The sequence below is a fragment of the Nocardioides koreensis genome (assembly GCF_039531775.1).
In the GTDB taxonomy this organism is placed as follows: Bacteria; Actinomycetota; Actinomycetes; order Propionibacteriales; family Nocardioidaceae; genus Nocardioides; species Nocardioides koreensis.
In genome coordinates this window covers 275,625-298,596 of sequence record NZ_BAAAQR010000001.1, presented here as the reverse complement: position 1 = coordinate 298,596, position 22,972 = coordinate 275,625, and the positions used below count along the sequence as shown (strand labels likewise).

23 protein-coding genes are annotated in these 22,972 nt (G+C 71.8%); 12 read left to right on the top strand and 11 right to left on the bottom strand.

The window, feature by feature from the left end; all coding sequences use genetic code 11:
- Positions 1 to 38 precede the first annotated feature (38 nt).
- On the top strand, positions 39 to 1,088 hold the full coding sequence (gene mgrA, locus ABD268_RS01320) for an L-glyceraldehyde 3-phosphate reductase (protein WP_425573656.1): 1,050 nt from the start codon (positions 39 to 41) through the stop codon (positions 1,086 to 1,088).
- A 24-nt stretch (positions 1,089 to 1,112) separates the two neighbouring features.
- Here the strand turns inward: mgrA and ABD268_RS01315 are convergent, their stop codons facing one another.
- Genes ABD268_RS01315 through ABD268_RS01290 form a run of 6 tightly spaced genes read right to left on the bottom strand, consistent with a single transcriptional unit; the run spans position 1,113 to position 5,255 of the window.
- Positions 1,113 to 2,057, bottom strand: coding sequence for a phosphatase PAP2 family protein (locus ABD268_RS01315; RefSeq protein ID WP_344146409.1), 945 nt, complete (start codon positions 2,055 to 2,057; stop codon positions 1,113 to 1,115).
- A 56-nt stretch (positions 2,058 to 2,113) separates the two neighbouring features.
- Positions 2,114 to 2,317, bottom strand: a complete 204-nt coding sequence (locus tag ABD268_RS01310; protein WP_344146406.1) for a ferredoxin — start codon at positions 2,315 to 2,317, stop codon at positions 2,114 to 2,116.
- On the bottom strand, positions 2,314 to 3,474 hold the full coding sequence (locus ABD268_RS01305) for an NADH-ubiquinone oxidoreductase-F iron-sulfur binding region domain-containing protein (protein ID WP_344146403.1): 1,161 nt from the start codon (positions 3,472 to 3,474) through the stop codon (positions 2,314 to 2,316). The genes ABD268_RS01310 and ABD268_RS01305 overlap by 4 nt, the downstream gene beginning before the upstream one ends.
- Positions 3,474 to 4,034, bottom strand: coding sequence for a ferric reductase-like transmembrane domain-containing protein (locus tag ABD268_RS01300; RefSeq protein WP_344146401.1), 561 nt, complete (start codon positions 4,032 to 4,034; stop codon positions 3,474 to 3,476). Before ABD268_RS01300 ends, ABD268_RS01305 begins: the two co-directional genes overlap by 1 nt.
- Positions 4,031 to 4,942, bottom strand: a complete 912-nt coding sequence (locus ABD268_RS01295; protein ID WP_344146398.1) for an FAD:protein FMN transferase — start codon at positions 4,940 to 4,942, stop codon at positions 4,031 to 4,033. Before ABD268_RS01295 ends, ABD268_RS01300 begins: the two co-directional genes overlap by 4 nt.
- A gap of 1 nt (position 4,943) precedes the next feature.
- Positions 4,944 to 5,255 (bottom strand): hypothetical protein, encoded by a 312-nt coding sequence (locus tag ABD268_RS01290; RefSeq protein ID WP_344146395.1) that lies wholly within the window; start codon positions 5,253 to 5,255, stop codon positions 4,944 to 4,946.
- A 112-nt stretch (positions 5,256 to 5,367) separates the two neighbouring features.
- Here ABD268_RS01290 and ABD268_RS01285 point away from each other — a divergent pair, with 112 nt between their 5' ends.
- Together ABD268_RS01285 and ABD268_RS01280 are read left to right on the top strand one after the other, a co-directional pair.
- Positions 5,368 to 7,071: an ABC-F family ATP-binding cassette domain-containing protein gene (locus ABD268_RS01285; protein ID WP_344146392.1), complete on the top strand. Its 1,704-nt coding sequence runs from the start codon at positions 5,368 to 5,370 to the stop codon at positions 7,069 to 7,071.
- The gene (locus ABD268_RS01280; protein ID WP_344146389.1) at positions 7,068 to 8,099 is read left to right on the top strand and encodes a GNAT family N-acetyltransferase; all 1,032 of its coding nucleotides are present in this window, start codon (positions 7,068 to 7,070) and stop codon (positions 8,097 to 8,099) included. Before ABD268_RS01285 ends, ABD268_RS01280 begins: the two co-directional genes overlap by 4 nt.
- 352 nt (positions 8,100 to 8,451) lie before the next feature.
- Here the strand turns inward: ABD268_RS01280 and ABD268_RS01275 are convergent, their stop codons facing one another.
- Entirely contained in the window at positions 8,452 to 9,705 is a 1,254-nt protein-coding gene (locus tag ABD268_RS01275) for a S1C family serine protease (RefSeq protein WP_344146386.1), read from the bottom strand.
- 114 nt (positions 9,706 to 9,819) lie between these two features.
- Here ABD268_RS01275 and ABD268_RS01270 point away from each other — a divergent pair, with 114 nt between their 5' ends.
- Together ABD268_RS01270 and ABD268_RS01265 are read left to right on the top strand one after the other, a co-directional pair.
- Complete coding sequence (locus ABD268_RS01270; RefSeq protein WP_344146383.1) at positions 9,820 to 11,046, top strand: MFS transporter; 1,227 nt, start codon at positions 9,820 to 9,822, stop codon at positions 11,044 to 11,046.
- Between the two features lie 40 nt (positions 11,047 to 11,086).
- The gene (locus ABD268_RS01265; protein WP_344146380.1) at positions 11,087 to 12,658 is read left to right on the top strand and encodes a long-chain-fatty-acid--CoA ligase; all 1,572 of its coding nucleotides are present in this window, start codon (positions 11,087 to 11,089) and stop codon (positions 12,656 to 12,658) included.
- A 354-nt stretch (positions 12,659 to 13,012) separates the two neighbouring features.
- On the opposite strand, the gene ABD268_RS01260 is transcribed toward ABD268_RS01265, so the two are convergent.
- Positions 13,013 to 13,216, bottom strand: coding sequence for a hypothetical protein (locus ABD268_RS01260; protein WP_344146377.1), 204 nt, complete (start codon positions 13,214 to 13,216; stop codon positions 13,013 to 13,015).
- 173 nt (positions 13,217 to 13,389) lie between these two features.
- Between ABD268_RS01260 and ABD268_RS01255 the strand changes: the two genes are divergently transcribed.
- A complete protein-coding gene (locus tag ABD268_RS01255) occupies positions 13,390 to 13,821 on the top strand; it encodes an ester cyclase (protein WP_344146374.1) in 432 nt (143 codons plus the stop codon).
- A gap of 117 nt (positions 13,822 to 13,938) precedes the next feature.
- Here ABD268_RS01255 and ABD268_RS01250 read toward each other — a convergent pair whose 3' ends face one another.
- On the bottom strand, positions 13,939 to 14,568 hold the full coding sequence (locus ABD268_RS01250) for an HAD family hydrolase (protein WP_344146371.1): 630 nt from the start codon (positions 14,566 to 14,568) through the stop codon (positions 13,939 to 13,941).
- Between the two features lie 156 nt (positions 14,569 to 14,724).
- Entirely contained in the window at positions 14,725 to 16,014 is a 1,290-nt protein-coding gene (locus ABD268_RS01245; RefSeq protein WP_344146368.1) for a citrate synthase, read from the bottom strand.
- Between the two features lie 248 nt (positions 16,015 to 16,262).
- Here ABD268_RS01245 and rplM point away from each other — a divergent pair, with 248 nt between their 5' ends.
- Genes rplM through ABD268_RS01225 form a run of 4 tightly spaced genes read left to right on the top strand, consistent with a single transcriptional unit; the run spans position 16,263 to position 19,675 of the window.
- A complete protein-coding gene (rplM, locus tag ABD268_RS01240) occupies positions 16,263 to 16,706 on the top strand; it encodes a 50S ribosomal protein L13 (protein WP_344146365.1) in 444 nt (147 codons plus the stop codon).
- 30 nt (positions 16,707 to 16,736) lie between these two features.
- Positions 16,737 to 17,243 carry a 30S ribosomal protein S9 gene (gene rpsI / locus ABD268_RS01235; RefSeq protein ID WP_344146362.1) on the top strand — a complete coding sequence of 169 codons (507 nt, stop codon included), beginning with the start codon at positions 16,737 to 16,739 and terminating at the stop codon, positions 17,241 to 17,243.
- A 22-nt stretch (positions 17,244 to 17,265) separates the two neighbouring features.
- Entirely contained in the window at positions 17,266 to 18,615 is a 1,350-nt protein-coding gene (gene glmM, locus ABD268_RS01230) for a phosphoglucosamine mutase (RefSeq protein WP_344146359.1), read from the top strand.
- A gap of 55 nt (positions 18,616 to 18,670) precedes the next feature.
- Positions 18,671 to 19,675, top strand: coding sequence for a GNAT family N-acetyltransferase (locus ABD268_RS01225; RefSeq protein ID WP_344146356.1), 1,005 nt, complete (start codon positions 18,671 to 18,673; stop codon positions 19,673 to 19,675).
- 35 nt (positions 19,676 to 19,710) lie between these two features.
- On the opposite strand, the gene coaA is transcribed toward ABD268_RS01225, so the two are convergent.
- Positions 19,711 to 20,697 carry a type I pantothenate kinase gene (coaA, locus tag ABD268_RS01220; RefSeq protein ID WP_344146353.1) on the bottom strand — a complete coding sequence of 329 codons (987 nt, stop codon included), beginning with the start codon at positions 20,695 to 20,697 and terminating at the stop codon, positions 19,711 to 19,713.
- Between the two features lie 65 nt (positions 20,698 to 20,762).
- Between coaA and glmS the strand changes: the two genes are divergently transcribed.
- Positions 20,763 to 22,607 carry a glutamine--fructose-6-phosphate transaminase (isomerizing) gene (gene glmS, locus ABD268_RS01215; RefSeq protein ID WP_344146350.1) on the top strand — a complete coding sequence of 615 codons (1,845 nt, stop codon included), beginning with the start codon at positions 20,763 to 20,765 and terminating at the stop codon, positions 22,605 to 22,607.
- A 7-nt stretch (positions 22,608 to 22,614) separates the two neighbouring features.
- Entirely contained in the window at positions 22,615 to 22,968 is a 354-nt protein-coding gene (locus ABD268_RS01210) for a holo-ACP synthase (protein WP_344146347.1), read from the top strand.
- Positions 22,969 to 22,972 lie beyond the last annotated feature (4 nt).

Below are 22,972 nucleotides of genomic sequence, written 5' to 3'. Positions count from 1 at the left end.
TTCCCCCACGCCCGGGCGGGCGAGAGAGGATGCTGGGCATGACCTACGAAGCAGCCGAGAACCGCTACGACACCGACGCCACCGGCATGGAGTACCGCTTCACCGGTCGCAGCGGCCTGAAGCTGCCCGCGCTCTCGCTCGGGCTCTGGCAGAACTTCGGTGACGACCGGTCGGAGGAGAACCAGCGCGCGATCCTGCGCCGGGCCTTCGACCGGGGCGTGACCCACTTCGACCTCGCCAACAACTACGGCCCGCCCTACGGCCGCGCCGAGGAGAACTTCGGTCGCTACCTCAAGGACGACTTCGCGCCCTACCGCGACGAGCTGGTCATCTCGACCAAGGCCGGCTACGACATGTGGCCCGGCCCCTACGGCCAGGGCGGCGGCTCGCGGAAGTACGTCCTCGCCTCGCTCGACCAGTCGCTGGCCCGGATGGGCCTGGAGTACGTCGACATCTTCTACAGCCACCGCTTCGACCCGGAGACCCCGGTCGAGGAGACGATGACGGCGCTGGACCACGCGGTGCGACAGGGCAAGGCGCTCTACGCCGGCATCTCGTCGTACTCCGCCGAGCAGACCCGCGAGGCCGCCACCATCGCCCGCGACCTCGGGACGCCGCTGCTGATCCACCAGCCGTCGTACTCGATGCTGAACCGCTGGATCGAGGCCCCTGGTACCGGAGGGCAGAGTCTCCTCGACGAGCTCGAGCAGCAGGGGATGGGCTGCATCGTGTTCACCGCGCTCGCCCAGGGGCTGCTCACCGACCGCTACCTGGGTGGTGTGCCCGAGGACTCGCGCGCCGCCCGCTCCGACTCCACGATCCCCGGGGAGCACCTCGACGAGAAGGTGCTCGGCCACGTGCGCCGGCTCAACGACATCGCCTCGGCGCGCGGCCAGAAGCTGGCGCAGATGGCGCTGCAGTGGGCGCTGCGCGATCCGCGCGTGACCTCGGCGGTCATCGGCGCGAGCTCGGTCGAGCAGCTCGACACCAACCTCGACGCGCTCGCCTTCCCGCCGCTGAGCGAGGACGAGCTCGCCGCCATCGACAAGGACGCGGTCGACTCGGGCATCAACCTCTGGGCCGGGTAGGCCGAGGACTGAGCCACCCGGGGGTCAGGTGCCGCGCGCGTCCTCCCACACCTTGCAGCCGACGAGCACGAGGGCGGCGAGCAGGGCGCCGGCCAGCACGTCGACCACGTAGTGCTCCCCGTAGTAGACGAGCGCGGTCGACATCGCCACCGGGTAGGCCAGCAGCAGCCAGCGCCAGGGCGTGCGTAGCCGCTGCACGGCGTACGCGGCGATCAGGACGGTCATGCCGGCGTGCAGCGACGGCATGGCCGCCACCGGGTTGCCCACCCCTGACAGGGCCACGTCGAAGTGGCCGAGGCCTAGGTCCGACCAGCCGCGACCGGTGATCTTGTGGATGCCGGAGGGGAGGTACCCCTGCTCGGCGGCCATCCACGGCGGCGCCATCGGGTAGAGGATGTAGACGACCAGGGCCCCGAAGTTGATGGTCACGTAGCGGCGCATCCAGCGGACCCACTCGACCCGGTTGCGCACCCACAGCACCGCGGCGATCGTGAGGCCGGCCAGGAAGTGCGACATGTAGACGGTGGTGAAGCCGACGTCGAACCAGCGCGGCGGGGTCTCCCGCAGGCACGGGTCACCGCACCAGGCCTCCTGCAGCCGCTGGGTCGGCGTCTCGCCCCCGCCGAGCCAGCTGTCCACCGTGATCGGCATCGTGAAGTGCACCCCGAACCCGAGGTCGTCGGTCAGGCCGCGGCTGTAGAAGTAGATCATCAGCCCGACCACCGGCGGCCACCAGTCGAGCAGGAAGTTCAGGTGGTAGCGAGGGTGCGCCTCGACGTGCCAGGCGACGGTGCCCAGCCACAGCCAGGCGAACACCTGGAGCGTGCCGCTGGGGATCCCGAGCAGCTCGGACCAGAGCACGAACAGCGCGGCGTACACCGACATCGCGGTGGTGCGCGCCCACGGCCGCGTGCTCGGGGCACGCTCGACGGCCTGCGCGCGCGCCACACTCCCGGGCCCCGTCCCCATGCTCGGGATCCTAAGCGGGGGACGCCGGCGAAACGTCCCCTTTTCGGGTCACTCGTTCAGACGCGGCTCAGGGCCATCAGCGGGCAGCTGCGGACGGCGTGCTCGGCGTGCTCGGCGAGGTACGCCGGCACCTCCGGGTCGCGTTCGCCGGTCCGGCTGACCGGGAACCCCCACTCGTCGCTGGCGAGCAGCTCGGGCACCAGCTCGGCGCAGGCACCGTGCCCGTCGCAGCGGGTCCAGTCCACGTGCAGCCGGCTCATCGTCGAGCTCCCTCGATCTCGCAGTGACCGGCGAGGTGCCTGGTGACGTGGTCCTCGAAGACGCGCATCGTGCTCGCGACCATGCGGGCGGTGCCGTCGGGGTGGGCACAGGCGCCGCGCCCGACGACGAGCAGCCGCATCCGGTCGATCTCGTGCGGCAGCCCCGGGTCCGGGACCCGGTCGGCGAGCCGCTGCAGGGCATCGGCCATCCGGGGCAGTCCGTTGACGCAGGGTCCGCACTGGGCGGCGGACTCGTCGGCGAGGTACGTCGCGATGGCGGCGGCCGCGCGGATCGGGCAGAGGTCCCGGCCCAGCACGTACAGCACACCCGCGCCGACCGCGGCACCCCACGGCCTGAGCTCCCGGGCGGTCAGCCGGGTGTCGAGCTGCGAGGCCGGCAGCCAGGCGCCGTGGTAGCCGCCGACCAGCACCGCCACCGGGTCCACCGGGACCGCGGCGGCCAGTACGTCGCGCAGCCGGCTGCCGCGGGCGGCCTCCACCACGCCCGAGCGCTCGACGGCGCCGCTGATGCTGAACAGCGAGGTGCCGGGGTCCTCCTCGGTGCCGGCCAGCCGGAACCACGCCGCGCCGTGCCGTGCGGCGAGCGCCAGCTGGGCGAGGGTCTCGGCGTTGAGGACCAGCGTCGGTCGCCCGTCGACACCCTTCGTGGTGATCCGGACCAGCGGGTCGCGGGGCACCGCCGGACGGCCGTCGAGCTGGTTGACCAGCGCGGACTCCTGCCCGGCCACGAAGCCGCCCTCGAGCCGGGCGACCCGGACCCGGCCTACCCGGGCCGCCGCCTCGGCCGCGGCCGGATTGATCTCGGGACCGATCGCGAGCACGGTCTCGCGGGCCCGCAGCGCCCGCCCGACCAGGGCCAGCCCCTCGACCACGAGGTGGGGGGCACGGGTCAGCAGCACGGCGTCCTTGCGGCTCAGCGGCTCGCCCTCCATCGCGTTGCCGACGACGACGGGTGCCGTCCCGCCCTCGGCGACCGCGCGCAGCTTGATGGCGGTGGGGAAGCCGGCACCGCCGCGGCCGGTCAGGCCGGACTCCTCCGCCAGCGCCAGCAGCGCCTCGAGCGAGAGCACCGGGAGCGAGTCGGCGGGCTCGGCGGTGAGCAGCCGGCGGGTGTCGACGGGGGCGATCGTGCTCATCAGGAGACCTTTCGGGGAGTGCGCTGGCGGCCGCGGTCCTCGAACGCCGGCAGCAGCCGCCAGCCGACGGCCGCGGTCACGGCCGTGAAGCAGGCCGCGGCCAGGCCGGTCATCCACACCGACGTGGCGTCGGTGCCGGTGCCGAGTGCGTGGACCAGGGCCACCGGCCAGAGCAGGTAGGTGAGCCAGTGGACGGACTTGAAGACCCGCGGGCCGACCCGGTGGCGCAGCAGGCTGACCACGGTGACGACCGCCAGCAGGTCCACGGCCAGGGTGCCCAGGCCGAGGTAGAGCGGCCGGTAGCTCCCGAGGAACGGGAAGACCAGGTCGACGAGGTGCAGCTGGGCGTACGGGTCGAAGAGCAGGCTGCCCACGTGCACGGCGACCAGGCCGACGCCGGTGAGCGCGGCGGTGCGGTGCACGTCGGCGACGCCGAAGCGGCCGAGCCCGCCCACGGAGCGCCCGGACCGGGTGACGATGCCCAGGACCAGGGTGATCGTGAACATCACCAGGGCGACGATGCCGGTGCCGCGGCCGAGCGCCCAGAGTGCCTCGGTCATGCCGCCACCCCCGTGGGCTCCTCCGGCCAGCCGTTGCGCAGGTGGACCACGCCGTCGCGGTCCACGAGGCGGGCCGGCAGCCGCCGGGCGGAGAGCCACCCGAGTCCGGCGTCGCCCTTGACGATGGTCGCGGTCGCGGCCGCGTTGGCGGTGCTGCAGGTCGTGGCGGCCACACTGACGCTGCGCCAGACCGGGTCGGCCGGCCGACCCGTCGCCGGGTCGACGATGTGGTGCAGGGTCTCGGAGCCCCGGATCCAGGTACGCCGGACGGTGCTGGAGGTCGCGAGGGCCGAGCCGGCCGGCAGCGCGACGTGGGCGGCGGGGTCGGACCCGGTGTCCTGGACCCGGACCTGCCAGCCGCCCTCGGGGGCCGGGCCGGCGGTCGCGATGTCACCGCCCAGGCTGACCAGCACGCCGGTCCCCAGCCGCTGGGCCACCAGGGCCGCGGTGCGGTCGGCGGCCACGGCCTTGGCGGTGGCGCCCAGGTCGAGCTCGAGGCCGTCCGGCAGCGTGAGTCGACGACCCGCGAGCCGGAGCGTCCGCCAGCCGGGCACCGGCCGGACGAGCGCGACCAGGCCGGTCCCGCTCTCGACGAGCCGGATGTCGCGGTCGTAGCCCAGCGCCGACAGGGCGGCCCCGATCGTGGGGTCCACCGCGCCGTCGGTCCGCTCGGCGGCGGCGAGCGCCTCGCCGAGCAGGTCGGCCAGCATCGGGGAGACGAGCACGGTCCCGTCCGGTCCCGGACGCAGCACGCTCACCTCCGAGTCGGGGCGGAACCGGCTGGCCGCCCCCTCGACCGCCGCGAGCAGGTCGTCGACCAGGACCAGTGCCGGGTCGAGTGCGGCCGGGTCGGTGACCACCAGGCGGGCCCGGGTGCTCCACAGGTCCCACTCGCGTGCGGCGACCATGTCAGGACCCGCTCGAGGTGGCGTGGCTGGCCGTCGACGAGCCCTGCTGGAGGGTCGGCGTGCCGGCGGACCGGTGGTTGCCGGTGGTGGCCGAGCTGTGGGATCCGCCACCACCTCCGGTGCCGGATCCGGAGCCGGTGCTCGTGCCGGCGGTGTTCTGGGCGGCGATGCCGCAGGCTGCGGTGACGCCGAGTGAGGCGGTGACGGCGCCGACCAGGAGGGAGCGGCGCACCCGGCTGGTGCGACGGAGGCTGGTGGTGCGGTCGTGGGTCATCGTGACTCCTCGGATCGGGATCCCGGTGGTACCGGGCATGTCTCCACGGTGAAGACCGACCTTGTGAGTTCCCTGTGTGCAGCCCCCGCGTTTCCGTATCGCCGCTAAACGGGATGCCGGGACAGGGGCCGATGACGGAGAATCCTTCGACGTGGGTCACGTGGATGTCGCCGGAGTGCGTTACGAGCTGCCGGACGGGCGGGTGCTCCTCGACGAGGTGTCCTTCCGCGTCGGCGAGGGCGCCAAGGTCGCGCTCGTGGGTGCCAACGGGGCTGGCAAGACCACGCTGCTGCGGATCGTCACCGGCGACCTGGTCCCGCACGCCGGGGTCGTGACCCGGACCGGTGGGCTCGGCGTGATGCGCCAGATGGTCAACGCCGGGCTGGGGGAGGCGCCCACGGTCGCCGACCTGCTGCTCTCGGTCTCACCGCCCCGGATCCGCGCGGCCGCCGCCGGGGTGGACCGCTGCGAGCGCGCGCTGATGGACACCGACGACGAGAAGACCCAGATGACGTACGCCGCGGCGCTGGCCGAGTACGCCGATGCCGGTGGCTACGACCTCGAGGTCACCTGGGACGTCTGCACGATGGCCGGCCTGGGCCTGCCCTACGACCGGGCCAAGTACCGCGAGCTGCGCACCCTGTCCGGTGGAGAGCAGAAGCGGCTGGTGCTGGAGTTCCTGCTCCGTGGCCCCGACGAGGTGCTGCTGCTCGACGAGCCGGACAACTTCCTCGACGTGCCCGGCAAGATCTGGCTCGAGCAGCGGATCCGGGAGTCCGACAAGACGATCCTCTACATCAGCCACGACCGCGAGCTGCTGAACAACACCGCCACCCGGGTGGTGACCGTCGAGCTCGGCAGTGCGGGGAACCAGGTGTGGACGCACCCGGGTGGCTTCGCGTCGTACCACGAGGCGCGCCGCGACCGGTTCGCGCGCTTCGAGGAGCTGCGCAAGCGCTGGGACGAGGAGCACGCCAAGCTCAAGGCCCTGGTGCTGATGTACAAGCAGAAGGCGGCCTACAACGACGCCATGGCGAGTCGCTACCAGGCGGCCCAGACCCGGCTGCGGAAGTTCGAGGAGGCGGGCCCGCCGACCGAGCAGCCCCGCGAGCAGCAGGTGAAGATGCGGCTCAAGGGCGGCCGGACCGGCAAGCGCGCCGTCGTGTGCGAGGACCTCGAGCTCCTCGGCCTGATGAAGCCGTTCGACCTCGAGGTCTGGTACGGCGAGCGCGTCGCCGTGCTCGGCTCCAACGGGTCCGGCAAGTCGCACTTCCTGCGGCTGCTGGCCGCCGGCGGGTCCGACCCCGACGTGGAGCACCAGCCCGTCGGGGTCTCGACAGGCTCGACCACCGGAGAGCTGGCGCCGGTGAACCACACCGGCAAGGCCAAGCTCGGCGCCCGGGTGCGGCCCGGGTGGTTCGTGCAGACCCACGAGCACCCCGAGCTGATCGGGCGCACGCTCCTGGAGATCCTGCACCGGGGTGACGACCATCGGGACGGGATGGGCCGCGAGCAGGCCAGCCGGGTGCTGGACCGCTACGAGCTCGCGCACGCGGCGGACCAGAAGTTCGAGTCGCTCTCCGGTGGCCAGCAGGCGCGCTTCCAGATCCTGCTGCTCGAGCTCTCCGGCGCGACGCTGCTGCTGCTCGACGAGCCGACCGACAACCTCGACGTGCAGTCGGCGGAGGCGCTGGAGGAGGGCCTCGAGGCGTTCGAGGGCACCGTGCTGGCGGTCACCCACGACCGCTGGTTCGCCCGCGGCTTCGACCGGTTCCTCGTGTACGGCGCGGACGGTGGGGTCTACGAGTCCGACGGCCCGGTGTGGGACGAGGGCCGGGTGCAGCGCGTCCGATGAACGACCTGGTCATCGAGACGGTCGACCCCCACGACCGGGACGCCTTCGACGCCTTCTACGACGTCTACCTCGCCGCCGAGCACGCGATGGGCGACGTCGCCTCGCCGTGGATGCGTGAGGAGGTGCGGGCCTCGTTCCTCGAACAGGGCGCCCGTCGCTGGATCGGCGGCTTCCGGGGCCTTCGGGACGGTCGGGTCGTCGTGGTCGGCCAGGTGTCGACACCGTTGCTGGACAACCTGGACAGCGCCACGCTCGCCGTGCACGTGCACCCCGGGTCGCAGCGGCGCGGCCTGGCGACACAGATGGTGCAACGGCTCGAGGTGGAGGCCCGCGAGCGTGGGCGCGCCCTGCTCAACGCCGAGTCGGTGTGGAGCCACGAGGCCGGGTCGGAGGGCGCGGGGGAGCCCGGGCCGGAGTTCGCACGCGCCTCGGGCTACGAGCTCGGGCTCGGCGACGTCAAGCGGGTGCTCGAGCTGCCGGTGCCGGCCGGGCTGCTCGACGGCCTGGCGGCCGAGGCGGCGCCGCACCACGCGGCGTACACGCTGCGGTCCTTCGCGGGGCCGGTTCCCGAGGACCTCGTGGACGGCTGGGCCCGGCTCACCTCGACCCTGATGACCGAGGCGCCCACCGGTGAGCTGGAGCGCGAGCCGGAGAGCGCGGACCCCGCGGTGGTCCGCGAGGACGAGGCGCTGCTGGCCCGACAGGGCCGGCGGAAGTACAACACCGTCGCCCTCGACGCGCGCGGTGACGTGGTCGCCTACTCGGATGTCGCCACCACCGAGCACGAGCCGGGAAAGGCCTACCAGTGGGGGACCCTGGTCCGCCGCGATGCCCGGGGTCACCGGCTGGGCCTGGCGGTCAAGGTCGCGAACCTGCGCCTGCTCCAGGCCCGGCGCCCGGACCTGACGCAGCTCACGACGTACAACGCGGAGGTCAACGCCCACATGGTCGGCGTCAACGAGCGCCTCGGGTTCGTGCCGATCGCCCGGCTCGGCGAGTTCCAGAAGCGGCTGGTCGTCGGCACCTAGCTAGGGCACGTCTCTCAAGTCGATGCGCCTGCTGCGCGGGCCTTCGCATCCGATCTGGCGGCGTTGTCGGCGACTCGCCGGGACTCCGTCCCGCCTTCGCGCCTCCGCCTTGCCAGATACGGCGCGAAACCCCGCTCGCGACGGCGTCGACTTGAGACACGCACCCTAGGCGGTGGGTGAGCCACCGTTCCGCCTACGCCGATCGGTGGCCTGCTCACCGCCCGCCGGGGGCACGAGGAAGCGGGGCCACAGCCGGGTCGAACGGGAGACGGACCGTTCGATGGCCGGGGCCCCGCCTTCTCGGGGGCATGACACCCGGGCGGCTCTCACCCACGCCCGGGTGTCGTGTGGCTCAGGAGCTCGACGTGTTCGCGTCGGAGTCGAGCTTCAGCTGGACGGTGTTGGTGTCACCGCCGCGCTGGTAGGTGAGGGTGACCTCGTCGCCGGGCCGGTAGGACCGGATCGTCGCGACCAGCGAGTCGGCGCCGCTGATCTGGTGGTCGTCGACCTTCGTGATCACGTCGCCGTTCTGCAGGCCCGCGTTGGCGGCCGTCGAGCCGTTGTTGACGTCGCGCACCTGCGCGCCCTCGGTCACGGTGGCGCCGACGTTGCTCGCCACGTTGGAGACCGAGATCCCCAGCCGGGCATGGGTCGGCGTCTCGCCGTTGGCCATCTGGTCGACGATCGGCATCACCTCGTCGATGGGGATCGCGAAGCCGAGCCCGATGGAGCCGCCCTGCTCGGTGCCCGAGGAACCGGTGGTCTGGATGGAGGCGTCGATGCCGACCACGTGTCCGTTGAGGTCGACCAGCGGGCCGCCGCTGTTGCCGGGGTTGATCGCCGCGTCCGTCTGGATGGCGGGGTACGCCGTGGTGTTGCCCTGACCGTCCGAGCCCACGTCGACCGGCCGGTCGAGCGCGCTGACGATGCCGCTGGTCACCGTCGACTCCAGGCCGAACGGAGAGCCGATCGCCACCACGCCCTGCCCGACCGCGAGGTCGGCGGACTTGCCGATGGTGGCCGGGGTGAGCCCGGAGACGCCGTCGGCCTGGATCACGGCGGTGTCGGTGAGCGGGTCGGTGCCCAGCACCTTCGCCTTGGCCGAGGACCCGTCGTTGAAGGAGACCGAGATGCTCCCGGAGCTGCCGGCGATCGCGACCACGTGGTTGTTGGTGAGGATCTGGCCGTCCGAGCTCAGGATGATGCCCGAGCCGGAGCCCGACTCCTGGGCGCCGGCCACGTCGATCTTCACCACCGACGGCAGCACCTTCTGGGCGACCTGCTCCACCGAGCCCTGGGCGGCGGGCCGGTCGGGGGTGTCCACCACCTGCGAGGTGCTCCGCGCCGCGGACGGCGGGGCCGAGCCGGCGCCGTTGGTCCCCCACTGGTCCCAGGCGGCCGCACCGGCCACCCCCGCCGCCCCGCCCACGAGCAGGGACGTCGCGACCACCGAGGCCACGAGGCCCGAACGACCACCACGCCGCGTCGGCGCCGGCCCGGCGGGCGGCGGGGGACCGCCCGAGGGGGACATCGGGTACGGCGACGTGTACGGCGGGGGAGCGGTCGGCCTTTCGCCCGGGGGCGGGACGGAGGGGGTGTCGGTCATGATGTCGAAGATGCCGTGCCCGCCTGTGACTTTGCTGAGACGCCGCTGGGCGGCCACGAAGAACCACGGGACGTGACGCGGGATACAGTCATCCGCCGCGACGACGGGGGAGACATGAGCACCACCGACAAACCAGCCGTACGAGCGAGCCCGCTGCGCTCGCGCAACTTCCGGCTCCTGGTCACCGGCACCACGACCAGCTCGCTCGGCAACGCGATCACCCCCGTGGCGCTGGCCTTCGCGGTCCTCGACCTCGGCGGCTCGGCGTCCGAGCTCGGTCTCGTGATCGCGGCCTTCGCGCTCGCGGAGGTCGTCACGGTCCTGTTCGGAGGCGTGCTGGGTGACCGGGTGCCGCGGCAGCTGATGATGGAGGGTTCCGCCGCTGCGAGCTCGGCGACCCAGGCGCTGATCGCGATCCTGCTCGTCGGCGGCTGGGCCACCATCCCGGCGCTGGGCGCGATCGGCATGGTCAACGGCTGCCTGGCGGCGCTCAGCAGCCCCTCGTCGCAGGCCATGACGCGGCTGACGGTGCCGGCGGAGGAGCTCGGCTCCGCCGTGGCGCTGCGCCGGCTGCTGCAGACCATGGCGGGGGTGGTCGGGTTCTCCGTCGGAGGGCTCCTCGTGGCCGCGGTGGGGTCCGGCTGGGCGATCGCGGTCGACGCGGCGACGTACGCGGTGGCCGCCGTGTGCTTCTCGCTGCTCCGGGTGCCGCAGACCCGGCCGGAGGGTGCGCGCCCGTCCCTGCTCGCCGACCTCGCCGAGGGGGCGCGTGAGGTGCTGCGGCACACCTGGCTCTGGCTGCTGATCGGGCAGGCGCTGCTCTACCACCTGTTCTACGGGGGAGTGCAGGGCGTCCTGGGGCCCATCGTGGTCGGCGACGCCATCGGGCGCTCCGCCTGGGGCCTGGCGCTCGGCGCGCTGATGGCCGGGTTCGTGCTGGGCGGACTGGTCTGCCTGCGGTGGCGACCGGTGCGTGGCCTGTACGTCGGGACGGCGCTGCTGTCGTTGACGGCGGCGTTCCCGCTGGCGATGGCGCTCTCCGACCAGCTCTGGCCGGTGCTGCTCGGCGCCTTCCTGCACGGGCTGGGCCTCGAGATCTTCAGCGTGAACTGGGATCTCTCCATCCAGCGGAACATCCCGGAGGACCGGCTCGCCCGGGTCTACTCCTTCGACATCGTCGGGTCGTTCGTGGCCCGCCCGCTCGGCCTGGCGCTGACGGGGCCGGTGGCGGAGTGGGTCGGCTTCGACCGCTGGCTGGTGGTGGTGGGCTGCGTGATGGGCGGCTCGGCGCTGCTGGCGCTGCTCTCGCCCGACGTGCGACGGCTCGGACATACGGCCTGAGCGGCTTGTCGGGCCTTGTGGCCTCCGACACAATCGGCGCATGACAGCCCCCGCGCCCCGCTTCGTCGACGACCGCCTCGCCCACTGGGCCGCCGAGACCCCGGATGCGGAGGCCATGACCTACGGCTCCCGCACCTGGAGCTGGGCCGAGTGGAACGACCGGGTACGCCGCGCAGCCGGCGGCCTGCAGGCGCTGGGGATCGGGCGCGGCGACGTGGTCGCCTTCCTCGACAAGAACCACCCGGCCTGCGTCGAGATCAGCATGGCCGCGGGCTCGCTGGGCGCCGCGAACGCCATCGTCAACTGGCGGCTGGCGGGCGAGGAGGTCGACTACGCCGTCAACGACAGCGGCGCGAAGGTCCTCGTCGTCGGCTCGGAGCTGATGCCGATGGTGGAGAAGATCCGGGACCGGCTCCCGAAGGTGGAGAAGGTCATCGAGGTGACGATCGACGGCGCCGAGGGCGACGAGTACGAAGCGTGGCTGGCCGCCTCCTCGCCGGTCTCGCGCCCCGCCGACGTGGACCCCGACGACACCTGCCTGGTGATGTACTCCTCCGGCACGACCGGCCACCCCAAGGGCGTGATGCTCACGCACACCAACATGGTCGAGCACACCGTGAACGCCCACGACGGCTGGGCGTTCGAGCCCGGCGACAAGAGCATGGTCGCGATGCCGCTCTTCCACGTGGGCGGCTCGTCGTACGTGCTCTTCGGGATCCACGACGGCATCCCCAGCATCATGACCCGCGAGCCCGACGGAGCGTCCCTCGCGGGCGCGATCCTCGGCGGGGCCAACCGCACCTTCCTCGTCCCCGCGGTGCTGGCCCAGGTGCTCCAGGCCGGCCCCGACGCGGTGAAGCTCTTCGGCGCGCTCAGGACCTACACGTACGGCGCGTCCCCGATGCCGCTGCCGCTGCTGCGCGCGGCGATGGAGGCGTGGCCGGAGACCGACTTCATCCAGGTCTACGGGCTGACCGAGGTCGCGGGCGTCGCGACCCACCTGATGCCCGAGGCGCACCGGGACGCCGAGCACCCCGAGCGGCTGGTCTCGGCGGGCCGACCGATCCCCGGGATGGAGCTGCGGATCGTCGACCCGGGCACCCTCGAGGACCTGCCGGCCGGCGAGCACGGTGAGATCTGGCTGCGCACCAGGCAGCTGATGAAGGGCTTCCTCGGGCTGCCCGAGGAGACCGCGAAGGTCATCACCGAGGATGGCTGGTTCCGCACCGGCGACATGGGCAAGGTCGACGGCGAGGGCTTCCTGTTCGTCGAGGACCGGCTCAAGGACATGATCATCAGCGGCGGGGAGAACATCTACTCCCCGGAGATCGAGCGGGTCCTCGCCGAGCACCCGGCGGTCATGGAGGTCGCGGTCATCGGCGTCCCCGACGACCGGTGGGGCGAGGTCGTCAAGGCCGTGGTGTCGCTCAAGCCGGACACGTCCGCCACCGAGGACGAGCTGATCGCCTACTGCCGCGAGCACCTCGCGCACTTCAAGTGCCCGCGCTCGGTCGACGTGATCGAGGCGCTGCCGCGCAACCCCACCGGCAAGATCCTCAAGCGCGAGCTGCGGGCGCCGTACTGGCAGGGCCACGACCGCACGATCGTCTGACCCGGCCGTCCGACCTGGGCTGGCGCTGCTCGGCACGGCACTGCGCGACGCCGTGAGACAGCGGATGCTGGCGGTCGATCGGCTGGTCCGCGTCTGCTGCCCTTCGGCTTCCGCGGCGGCAAGGAGGCCTTCGAGGCCGGGCGACACGGAAGGGCTCGATCGATCGCCCCCGGCTGATCCGCGCCGATCGGGAACGGGTTGCCCCACCGGGACGGCCGGGACACGACCACGGCTCCCTCGGGCTCACTGCGTCCTCGAGCGGCGCTCCACCCGTCGCGCTCGCCACGCGAGGAAGCTGCGCACGTACCCGAAGCCGAAGCCGAAGCCGAGCGTGGCCAGGACGAACCCGACCCATTACGGAAGTTCTCCGGGCAGTGCGGCTTCGAGCGCCAGCAGCGTGACCACGGCAACGAGGACACCGAGGACGAACCCACGGACCCCGGTCGGCCACGCCCGGGCCCCGGTCGTGCGCTCCGCCACTGCCATGTCAGCCTCCTCGGAGCGCTCGGCCACCTGAGGTTCCTCGTCGGTCGGTCCGTCGAAGTCGAGCTGGGGCACGCGTCCTCCTCGGCAGGTGGATGAAGAAGGGGATTCCGCTGCGGACCGGGGCGTCGATGAGGTCCTGCTCGGCCCTGAGTGTGCCTGACGTCCGGCGAGGACCTCCGCCTCTGCCAGCCCCGCGCGGCGCGCCGTGTGATGAGGGGCAGAGATCCACCGAGAAGGGAGACGTCATGTCCGTGACCACCGAATCCGTCGCCGAGACTGCCTGGGCCTTCTTCGACGCCTGCGAGACGGGCAGGGGCTGGGAGGAGTGCAGCAGCTACTGCCGACCGGACGCCACGTTCGCGGCCCAGGCCGAGCCGCTTGCCGAGATGAGGACCCTGCAGGAGTACGCCGACTGGATGAAGGGGATGCTCGGCCTCATGCCGGACGGCAGCTACACGGTCAAGTCCTTCGCCGTGGACCCCGAGCGCAACAACGTGTGCGTGTACGCCGTGTTCACGGGCACCCACACCGGCGAGGGTGGTCCAATGCCGCCGACCGGCAAGGGCACCAGCAGCGACTACGTCTACGCGATGGAGTTCGACGACGGCAGGATCAGCCACATGACCAAGGTCTGGAACGCTGGCTGGGCCCTTCGGCAGCTCGGCTGGACCGGCTGACCCCGGCTGAGGACGGACGCCCCGCAACGAGTCGGCCGCACGCGAGGCCAGCTGCGGGGGATCGACGCCGATCAGGCCCTGTCGAGCCAGTCCCAGCCGGCCGACACGACCATCACGTCAGGCCGGCAGGCCGCGGGCGCGCAGGTCCCGGCGCAGCGTCTCGGCGTCGGTGAACAGCAGCGCGTGCATGCCGAGCTCGGCGGCGGCCCGGACGTTGTCGGGTCGGTCGTCGACGAAGACCAGCTCGGCCAGGGCGTGCCCGGTCCGCGTCGCGACGATCTCGAAGATGCGCGGGTCCGGCTTGGCCACGCCCTCGGTGCCGGAGACGAACACCTCGCGCAGCAGCTCGCGCAGGAACGGGAACTTCGCCGGCCCGTGCGGGTAGAGCTCGTCGGACCAGTTGGTCAGGCCCCACATCGGCACTCCGGCCGCGTGCAGCTCCCGGAGCAGGGCGACGCTGCCGGGCACCTCCCCGACCAGCGAGGCAGGGAAGTTGGCCCGGTAGGACAGGGCGTGCTCCGCCCAGTGGGGATGGGTACGCCGCACCTCGGCCTCGGCGTCCTCCCAGCTGGCGCCGGAGTCCGGGCCGTGGTTGAAGGCCATGAAGTCGAAGTCGTCGGCCGCCAGGAACCGCCGGGCCTCGTCGGGGCCCACCCCGGCCGCGATCGCGGCGTACGGGTCCCAGTCGATCAGGACGTTCCCGAGATCCCAGACCAGCCCGGACGGTGCCTCGGTCCCCGAGGGCACGACGACCCCGGACGGAGGATCGTCCGGGGTCGTTTCGTGGTTGCTCTGATCGATCATCTCACCGGGTCTCGACACGCGGGTCACGGCTTCGCAGGCTCAGCCGTGCCGCTGCTCGACCTGGCCCTGTCCCGTCGGAGCGGTGGGCCATCGCTGCGCTCAGGCCCACCGCTCCGACGCGGGCACAAAGTCGAGGCGGCGGTCGCCGGTGTAGATCTGCTTGGGGCGCGCGATCTTCTGCTCCTTGTCCTGGACCAGCTCGAGCCACTGGGCCAGCCAGCCGGGGGTGCGGCCGATGGCGAACAAGACGGTGAACATCTCCGGCGGGAACTGGAAGGCCTCGTAGATCAGGCCGGAGTAGAAGTCCACGTTGGGGTAGAGCTTGCGGCTGACGAAGTACTCGTCCTCCAGCGCGATCTTCTCCAGCTCCTGGGCGATCTCCAGCAGCGGGTTGACCCCGGTGACCTCGAAGACGTCGTCGCAGGCCTTCTTGATGATCTTCGCGCGCGGGTCGTAGTTCTTGTAGACCCGGTGGCCGAAGCCCATCAGGCGCTCGTTGCCGTCCTTGACGCCCTGGATGAAGGCGGGGATGTTCTCCTTCGACCCGATCCGGCGCAGCATCCGCAGCACCGCCTCGTTGGCGCCGCCGTGCAGCGGGCCGTAGAGCGCGGCCACGCCGGCGGCCACGGCGGAGTACGGGTCGACCTGCGAGGAGCCGACCGAGCGGACCGCGTTGGTCGAGCAGTTCTGCTCGTGGTCGGCGTGCAGGATGAACAGGATGTCGAGGGCCTTGACCAGGCGCTCGTCGGCCTCGAACTTGTGCTCGCTCATCTTGAACAGCATCGAGAGGAAGTTCGCGGTGTAGCCGAGCTCGTTGTCGGGGTAGACGAACGGCTTGCCCTGCGCGTGCCGGAACGACCAGGCGCCGAGCGTGGGCATCTTCGCGATCATCCGCACGATCTGCATGTGCCGGTTGTCGGCGTCGGAGATGTTGCGGGCGTCGGGGTAGAACGTGGAGAGGGCGCCGACGGAGGCCATCAGCATCCCCATGGGGTGGGCGTCGTAGCGGAAGCCCTCCATGAAGCTCTTCACGTTCTCGTGGACGAACGTGTGGTACGTGATCTCGTGGACCCACGACTCGTACTCCGCCTTGGTCGGCAGGGAGCCGTGGATGAGGAGATAGGCGACCTCGAGGAAGTTCGACTTCTCCGCGAGCTGCTCGATCGGGTAGCCGCGGTACTCCAGGATCCCCTGCTCGCCGTCGATGTAGGTCACGGCGCTGCGGCAGGAGGCGGTGTTCACGAAGCCCGGGTCGTAGACCGCGAGGCCGGGAATGTCGTCCCCGGCCTTGATCTTTCCGATGTCGGCCGCCTTGATGGTGCCGTCGAGGATCGGGACGTCGTACTCCTGTCCGGTGCGGTTGTCACGGACGGTGAGAGAATCAGTCACTCGGCCAACTTAGTCTGCCCGGCCGGGCTGGGCGAATTCAGGTCCCCGGATTTTGACCCCCGCGCACGCGTGCCCGTACTCTTGACGGTCGCGACTCCTGCCGCTCCCCGACCAACTGCTGTGCGGTCGAGGGGCTGTCCCGGAAGCCAGTTCCTGGCAAGCCGGGCCGTGTTCGTCAGAAGCCGCTGCACCACCACCTGTCCGGACAGATCCGGGCGGGTCCTACGAACGAGGAAAGTAGATCAGCCGTGCGTACGTACAGCCCCAAGCCCGGTGACATCCAGCGTGCCTGGCACGTCATCGATGCCGAGGACGTCGTCCTGGGCCGCCTCGCCGTCACGACCGCGAACCTGCTGCGTGGCAAGCACAAGCCCACCTTCGCCCCGCACATGGACATGGGTGACTTCGTCATCATCGTCAACGCGGAGAAGGTCGCCCTCTCGGGCACCAAGAAGACCACCAAGATGGCCTACCGCCACTCCGGCTACCCGGGTGGCCTGTCGTCCACCCCGATCGGTGAGGTCCTCGAGAAGGACGCCCGCAAGGCGATCGAGAAGGCGGTCTGGGGCATGCTCCCCAAGAACCGTCTCGGTCGCCAGATCCTGAAGAAGCTGAAGGTCTACTCGGGCCCGAACCACCCGCACCAGGCCCAGCAGGCCACGCCCTTCGAGATCGTCCAGGTCTCCCAGTAATCCGCGACGAAAGACTGAGTGAGGAACACCGTGGCTGAGACCACCGAGAACACTGAGGTCGAGGAGACCTTCGAGACCAACGAGCAGGGCGTCGCCTACAGCTCGGAGAGCGCGCCGTCCGCGGACGCCCCGCAGCGCCCCGCGACCATCGCCCCCGCCGCGGCCACCGGCCGCCGCAAGGAGGCAGTCGCCCGCGTCCGCCTGGTGCCCGGCACCGGTGTGTGGACCGTCAACGGCCGCACGCTGGACTCGTACTTCCCGAACAAGCTGCACCAGCAGGTCGTCAACGAGCCCTTCGCCGAGCTGCAGCTCGAGGGCCGCTTCGACGTCATCGCCCGCATCCACGGCGGCGGCATCACCGGTCAGGCCGGCGCCCTGCGCCTCGGCGTGGCCCGTGCCCTGAACGCCATCGACGTCGAGGCGAACCGTCCCTCGCTCAAGAAGGCCGGGCTGCTCACGCGCGACGCCCGTGTCATCGAGCGCAAGAAGGCCGGTCTGAAGAAGGCCCGCAAGGCGCCTCAGTTCAGCAAGCGCTAAGCAGTTCTATAGTTTGGGCCGCATGTCACCCAAACTCTTCGGCACGGACGGGGTCCGGGGCTTGGCCAACGGTCATCTGACCGCTGAGCTGGCCCTGGACCTTTCCGTTGCTGCCGCCCGTGTCCTGGCCGACCGGGGCGAGTTCGAGGGCCACCGCCCGCTCGCCGTCGTCGGCCGGGACACGCGCATCTCCGGACAGTTCCTGGAGTCGGCCGTCGTCGCCGGCCTGGCCTCGGCGGGGGTGGACGTGCTGCTGCTGGGGGTGCTGCCCACACCGGGCGTCGCCTACCTCACCGGCTCGCTCGGCGCCGACCTCGGCGTGATGCTCTCCGCCTCCCACAACGCGATGCCCGACAACGGCATCAAGTTCCTCGCGCGCGGGGGAGTCAAGCTCGACGACGCCATCGAGGCCGAGATCGAGCGGCACCTGCACGAGGACTGGGACCGCCCCACCGGCGGCGCGGTGGGACGGGTCCGTCCGCACCCGACGGCGGTCGAGGAGTACGCCGCCCACCTCGACGCCACGCTGCGCCAGCCGCTGACCGGGCTGCGGATCGTGCTCGACTGCGCGGAGGGCGCGGCGTACGACGCCGGGCCGCGGGCGCTGCGCGAGGCGGGTGCCACCGTGCTCCCCATCCACGCCGAGCCCGACGGCCTCAACATCAACGACGGCTGCGGCTCCACCCACCTCGAGCCGCTCCGCAAGGCCGTGCTCGAGCAGGCCGCCGACGCCGGCTTCGCGCTCGACGGCGACGCCGACCGGTGCCTGGCGGTCGACCACGACGGGGAGGTCGTCGACGGCGACCAGATCCTGGCCATCCTGGCGCTCTCGATGGCGCATGCCGGCCGGCTGACCAAGAACACCGTGGTGGCCACCGTGATGAGCAACCTCGGCTTCGTGCACGCCATGAAGGTCGCGGGCGTGGGCGTCCGGCAGACCAAGGTGGGCGACCGCTACGTCCTCGAGGCGATGAAGGTGTCCGGCTACTCCCTCGGTGGCGAGCAGTCCGGCCACGTGATCATGAGCGAGCACGCCACGACCGGTGACGGCATCCTCACCGCGCTGCACGTGCTGGAGCGGATGGCGGCGACCGGCAAGAGCCTGCAGGAGCTCGCGTCGGTCGTCGTACGCCTCCCGCAGGTCCTCGTCAACGTCCCGAACGTCGACAAGGCACGCGCCGACGACGACGCCGTCCTCGCCGCCGCGGTGGCCGAGGAGGAGGCCGCGCTGGGCGACACCGGACGGGTGCTGCTGCGCCCCTCCGGAACCGAGCCGTTGGTGCGGGTCATGGTCGAGGCAGGGACGTACGACGAGGCGCACGCCGTCGCCGGTCGGCTCGCGGACGTCGTCAAGCGCCAGCTCTCCCTCTGACGCCGCTCGAAACCTGGTCGCCCGGGGTGCCCGCCGCTGCCTAGGCTGCGGTTCCGTGGCCACCCTCGAGATCCGCAGGATCGACCCGCACGACGAGCAGCTGCTGCGCGCCTGGTGGGAGGTCGGCCGTGCCGCGAGCGTGGAGCGTCCGTTCGAGGCTTGGCCGCTGTGGGAGGTCGCCCGCGACACCATCAGGGCGCCCCGGCACGACGGCCGCGTGGTGCACACGGTGGCGCAGCGGGAGGGTCGGGCCGTCGGGGCGGCCCAGCTGTGGCTCTTCGACCTGGACAACACCCACCTGGCCGAGGTGGAGGTGTGGGTGCACCCGGAGCACCGTCGCCGCGGTGTCGGCCGGGCCCTGCTCGAGGAGCTCGAGGCCGCAGCGGGCCGCGAGGGCCGCACCACGCTCATCTCCAGCGCGTACGCACCGGTCGGCCTGGAGAGCCCCGGCTCGCTGTTCGCCGCGGCCGCCGGCTACGAGGTCGGCAGCTTCGAGGAGACCAAGCTCGTGGACCTCACCACCGCGCCGGCGGCCTGGGCGATCCTCGACGAGGAGGTCGCGGCCGCGCTGGGTGGCTACCGCCTCGAGGTCGCCGTCGACCGGGTGCCCGAGGAGCGGCTCGACGACTTCTGCGAGCTGCTGTCCGCCTTCCTGGGCGAGGTGCCGACCGGGGGCCTCGACCTGCGCCGGGCCGAGTGGACCCCGCAGCGGATCCGGGACGGTGAGGCCCGGGCGATCAGCACCGGCCGGGTCTCGGTCTACGGCCTGGCCGTGGCGCCGGACGGCCACCTGTGCGGGTTCTCCGACGTCCGGATCCACCGCGCCGACCCACGGCACGCCTCGGTCGGCGGCACGCTGGTCCTGCCCGGGCACCGCGGCCACCGGCTGGGCCTGGGCATGAAGCTGCTGACGCACCGCACGGTCCACGACCTCTTCCCGGAGTGCGCCCACGTGGAGACCGGCAACGCCGGCGTCAACGCCGCCATGAACGCCGTCAACGAGCAGCTGGGCTACCGGGTCGTGGAGAGGTGCCTCGACGTCCAGAAGCGCCTGCGGTAGGACTGCCGGGACGACCTGTCCCGGCCGGGGCTGGGCTACAGCTTGCGCACCCGCACGTAGCGCACCGAGTGGTCGCGGTCCTTGCGCAGCACCAGCGTGGCCCGCGAGCGGGTGGGCAGGATGTTCTGCACCAGGTTCGGGCCGTTGATCGTGTCCCAGATCCGCTCCGCCTCGGCGACGGCCTCGTCCTCGGTCAGGGCGGCGTACTTGGAGAAGTAGGAGCCGGGGTCGCGGAAGGCGGTCTCGCGCAGCCGCAGGAACCGCTCGACGTACCAGTTGCGGATGTGGCCGGTGCCGGCGTCGACGTAGACGCTGAAGTCGAAGAAGTCGCTCAGGGTCAGGCCGGTGCGGCCGTCCTCGCGGACCCGGGCCGGCTGGAGGACGTTGAGGCCCTCGATGATCACGATGTCGGGTCGGCTGATGACGACCTTCTCGTCGGGCACCACGTCGTACACGAGGTGGGAGTAGGTCGGCGCCTCGACCTCGTCCTTGCCGGACTTGATGTCGACGACGAAACGGAGCAGGGCGCGCCGGTCGTAGGACTCCGGGAACCCCTTGCGCTGCAGGATGCCGCGGCGCTCGAGCTCGGCGTTGGGGTAGAGGAAGCCGTCGGTGGTGACCAGGGCGACGTTCGGGTGCTCGGGCCAGTGGGCGAGCATCTGCTGGAGCACCCGTGCCGTGGTCGACTTCCCGACGGCGACCGAGCCGGCCAGGCCGATCACGAACGGCGTGCGCGGGGGGACCCGGCGGTGCAGGAAGTCCTCCTGCTGCCGGTGCAGCCGGCCGGCGGACCCGACGTACAGGCTCAACAGGCGGGAGAGCGGCAGGTAGACCTCCCGCACCTCCTCGAGGTCGAGGGAGTCACCGAGGCCGCGCAGCCGACGGATCTCCTCCGGGGTGAGCGGGCTCTCGGTCTCCTGCGCGAGCGCGGCCCACGCGGAACGGTCCAGCTCGATGTACGGCGAGGACTCGCGGCCGGCGTCCTCGGGACCACCGTTGGGGACCCCGCCGTTGGGAGACATGCGGGAGATTGTTGCAGTCAGGCTGCCGCGGTCCGGCGGGGTGTCCGCTCGTTAGAGTGGCCCCCATGTGCGGAATCGTGGGCTACGTCGGTGAGAAGCAGGCGCAGGACGTCGTCATCGAGGGGCTCCGCCGCCTCGAGTACCGCGGCTACGACTCCGCGGGGATCGCCCTGATCGACGCGGGGACCGTGTCGTGGCAGAAGCGCGCCGGCAAGCTCGCGAACCTCGAGAAGGCGATCGTGGACGAGCCGCTGGTGGCGTCGACCACCGGGATCGGGCACACCCGCTGGGCCACGCACGGCGCGCCGAACGACGTCAACGCGCACCCGCACCTCGGCCGGTCCGGCCGGCTGGCGCTGGTGCACAACGGCATCCTCGAGAACTTCGTGGAGCTGCGCACCGAGCTGGAGAACGCCGGCCACGAGCTGTCCTCGGAGACCGACACCGAGGTCGCCGCGCACCTGCTGGAGCGCGAGCTGGCGGCGGGCGTGGACCTGACCACGGCGATGCAGCGGGTCTGCTGCCGACTCGAGGGCGCGTTCACCCTGGTCGCGCTGGACGGCGAGGACCCCTCCCGCGTCGTCGCCGCCCGCCGCAACTCGCCGCTGGTCGTCGGGATCGGGGAGGGGGAGAACTTCCTCGGCTCCGACGTGTCCGCGTTCATCGAGCACACCCGCGAGGCGATGGAGCTCGGGCAGGACCAGGTCGTCACCATCACCCGCGAGGCGGTCGCGGTCACCGGCTTCGACGGGTCACCTGCGGAGGGCCGCCGCTACCACGTGAACTGGGACCTCTCGGCGGCCGAGAAGGACGGCCACGACTGGTTCATGCGCAAGGAGATCTACGAGCAGCCCCGCGCGGTCGCGGACTCGCTGCTGGGCCGCCGCGACGCGGCCGGCCAGCTGCAGCTCGACGAGATGCGCCTCTCCGACCAGGACCTGCGCGACATCGACAAGATCATCATCATCGCGTGCGGTACGTCGTTCTACGCCGGCATGGTCGCGAAGTACGCCATCGAGCACTGGACCCGGATCCCGGTCGAGGTCGAGCTGGCCTCGGAGTTCCGCTACCGCGACCCGATCCTGACCTCCTCGACGCTGGTCGTCGCGATCAGCCAGTCCGGGGAGACCGCCGACACCCTGCAGGCGATCCGGCACGCGCGGCAGCAGCGCTCGCGGGTGCTGGCGATCTGCAACACCAACGGCTCGACCATCCCGCGGGAGTCGGACGCGGTGATCTACACCCACGCCGGCCCGGAGATCGGCGTCGCGTCCACCAAGGGGTTCCTCACCCAGCTGGTGGCCTGCTACCTGCTGGCCCTCTACCTCGCCCAGGTCAAGGGCACCCGGTTCGGTGACGAGATCACCGAGATCATGGACCAGCTCGAGTCGATGCCCGCCCACATCCAGGGGGTCCTCGACGACGACGAGGCGATGTACGCCCTGGCCCGCGAGCACGTCGACGCCCGCTCGGTGCTGTTCCTGGGCCGGCACGCGGGCTACCCGGTGGCCCTCGAGGGGGCGCTCAAGCTCAAGGAGCTGGCCTACCTGCACGCCGAGGGGTTCGCCGCCGGAGAGCTCAAGCACGGCCCGATCGCGCTGGTCGAGGACCGGCTGCCGGTGCTGTGCGTCGTACCTCCCCAGGGCCGCGACCAGCTGCGCGACAAGATGCTCAGCGGGATCCAGGAAGTGCGCGCCCGGGGGGCCCGGACCATCTGCCTGGTGGAGGAGGGCGACGAGACGATCGCGCCGTACGCCGACGTGCTGGTGCGGCTGCCGAAGGTGCCGGTGCTGCTCCAGCCGCTGGTGGCGGTCGTGCCCCTGCAGCTGTTCGCGTGCGAGCTGGCCACGGCGCTGGGCCACGACGTGGACCAGCCCCGCAACCTCGCCAAGTCCGTCACGGTCGAGTAGGGCTGCGGTGGCCGTCATCGGGGTCGGGATCGACGTCGCCGACATCGAGCGCTTCGAGGAGGCGCTCGCCCGGACGCCGGGCCTGCTGCAGCGGATCTTCACCCCGCACGAGGCCGGCCGCCCGCCGGCGTCGCTGGCCGCCCGGTTCGCCGCCAAGGAGGCGCTCGCCAAGGCCCTCGGCGCCCCGGTCGGCATGGCCTGGCACGACGCCGAGGTCGTCTCGGAGGAGTCCGGGCGGCCGCGCTTCGACCTGCGCGGCACCGTCCTGGCCCGCGCCACCGAGCTGGGCGTCGCCCACGTGCACCTGTCGCTCTCCCACGACGCCGGCATCGCCTCCGCCATGGTCGTCCTGGAGTCCTGACCCC

What these genes read in the sequence shown, in the direction of transcription:
- ABD268_RS01315 (WP_344146409.1), bottom strand. Translation starts at nt 2,057, where the DNA reads ATGGGGACGGGGCCCGGGAGTGTGGCGCGCGCGCAGGCCGTCGAGCGT.
- glmM (WP_344146359.1), top strand. Translation starts at nt 17,266, where the DNA reads ATGTCACCCAAACTCTTCGGCACGGACGGGGTCCGGGGCTTGGCCAAC.
- ABD268_RS01255 (WP_344146374.1), top strand. Translation starts at nt 13,390, where the DNA reads ATGTCCGTGACCACCGAATCCGTCGCCGAGACTGCCTGGGCCTTCTTC.
- ABD268_RS01290 (WP_344146395.1), bottom strand. Translation starts at nt 5,255, where the DNA reads ATGCCCGGTACCACCGGGATCCCGATCCGAGGAGTCACGATGACCCAC.
- glmS (WP_344146350.1), top strand. Translation starts at nt 20,763, where the DNA reads ATGTGCGGAATCGTGGGCTACGTCGGTGAGAAGCAGGCGCAGGACGTC.
- ABD268_RS01300 (WP_344146401.1), bottom strand. Translation starts at nt 4,034, where the DNA reads ATGACCGAGGCACTCTGGGCGCTCGGCCGCGGCACCGGCATCGTCGCC.
- mgrA (WP_425573656.1), top strand. Translation starts at nt 39, where the DNA reads ATGACCTACGAAGCAGCCGAGAACCGCTACGACACCGACGCCACCGGC.
- coaA (WP_344146353.1), bottom strand. Translation starts at nt 20,697, where the DNA reads ATGTCTCCCAACGGCGGGGTCCCCAACGGTGGTCCCGAGGACGCCGGC.
- ABD268_RS01310 (WP_344146406.1), bottom strand. Translation starts at nt 2,317, where the DNA reads ATGAGCCGGCTGCACGTGGACTGGACCCGCTGCGACGGGCACGGTGCC.
- ABD268_RS01295 (WP_344146398.1), bottom strand. Translation starts at nt 4,942, where the DNA reads ATGGTCGCCGCACGCGAGTGGGACCTGTGGAGCACCCGGGCCCGCCTG.
- ABD268_RS01265 (WP_344146380.1), top strand. Translation starts at nt 11,087, where the DNA reads ATGACAGCCCCCGCGCCCCGCTTCGTCGACGACCGCCTCGCCCACTGG.
- ABD268_RS01280 (WP_344146389.1), top strand. Translation starts at nt 7,068, where the DNA reads ATGAACGACCTGGTCATCGAGACGGTCGACCCCCACGACCGGGACGCC.
- ABD268_RS01305 (WP_344146403.1), bottom strand. Translation starts at nt 3,474, where the DNA reads ATGAGCACGATCGCCCCCGTCGACACCCGCCGGCTGCTCACCGCCGAG.
- ABD268_RS01275 (WP_344146386.1), bottom strand. Translation starts at nt 9,705, where the DNA reads ATGACCGACACCCCCTCCGTCCCGCCCCCGGGCGAAAGGCCGACCGCT.
- ABD268_RS01270 (WP_344146383.1), top strand. Translation starts at nt 9,820, where the DNA reads ATGAGCACCACCGACAAACCAGCCGTACGAGCGAGCCCGCTGCGCTCG.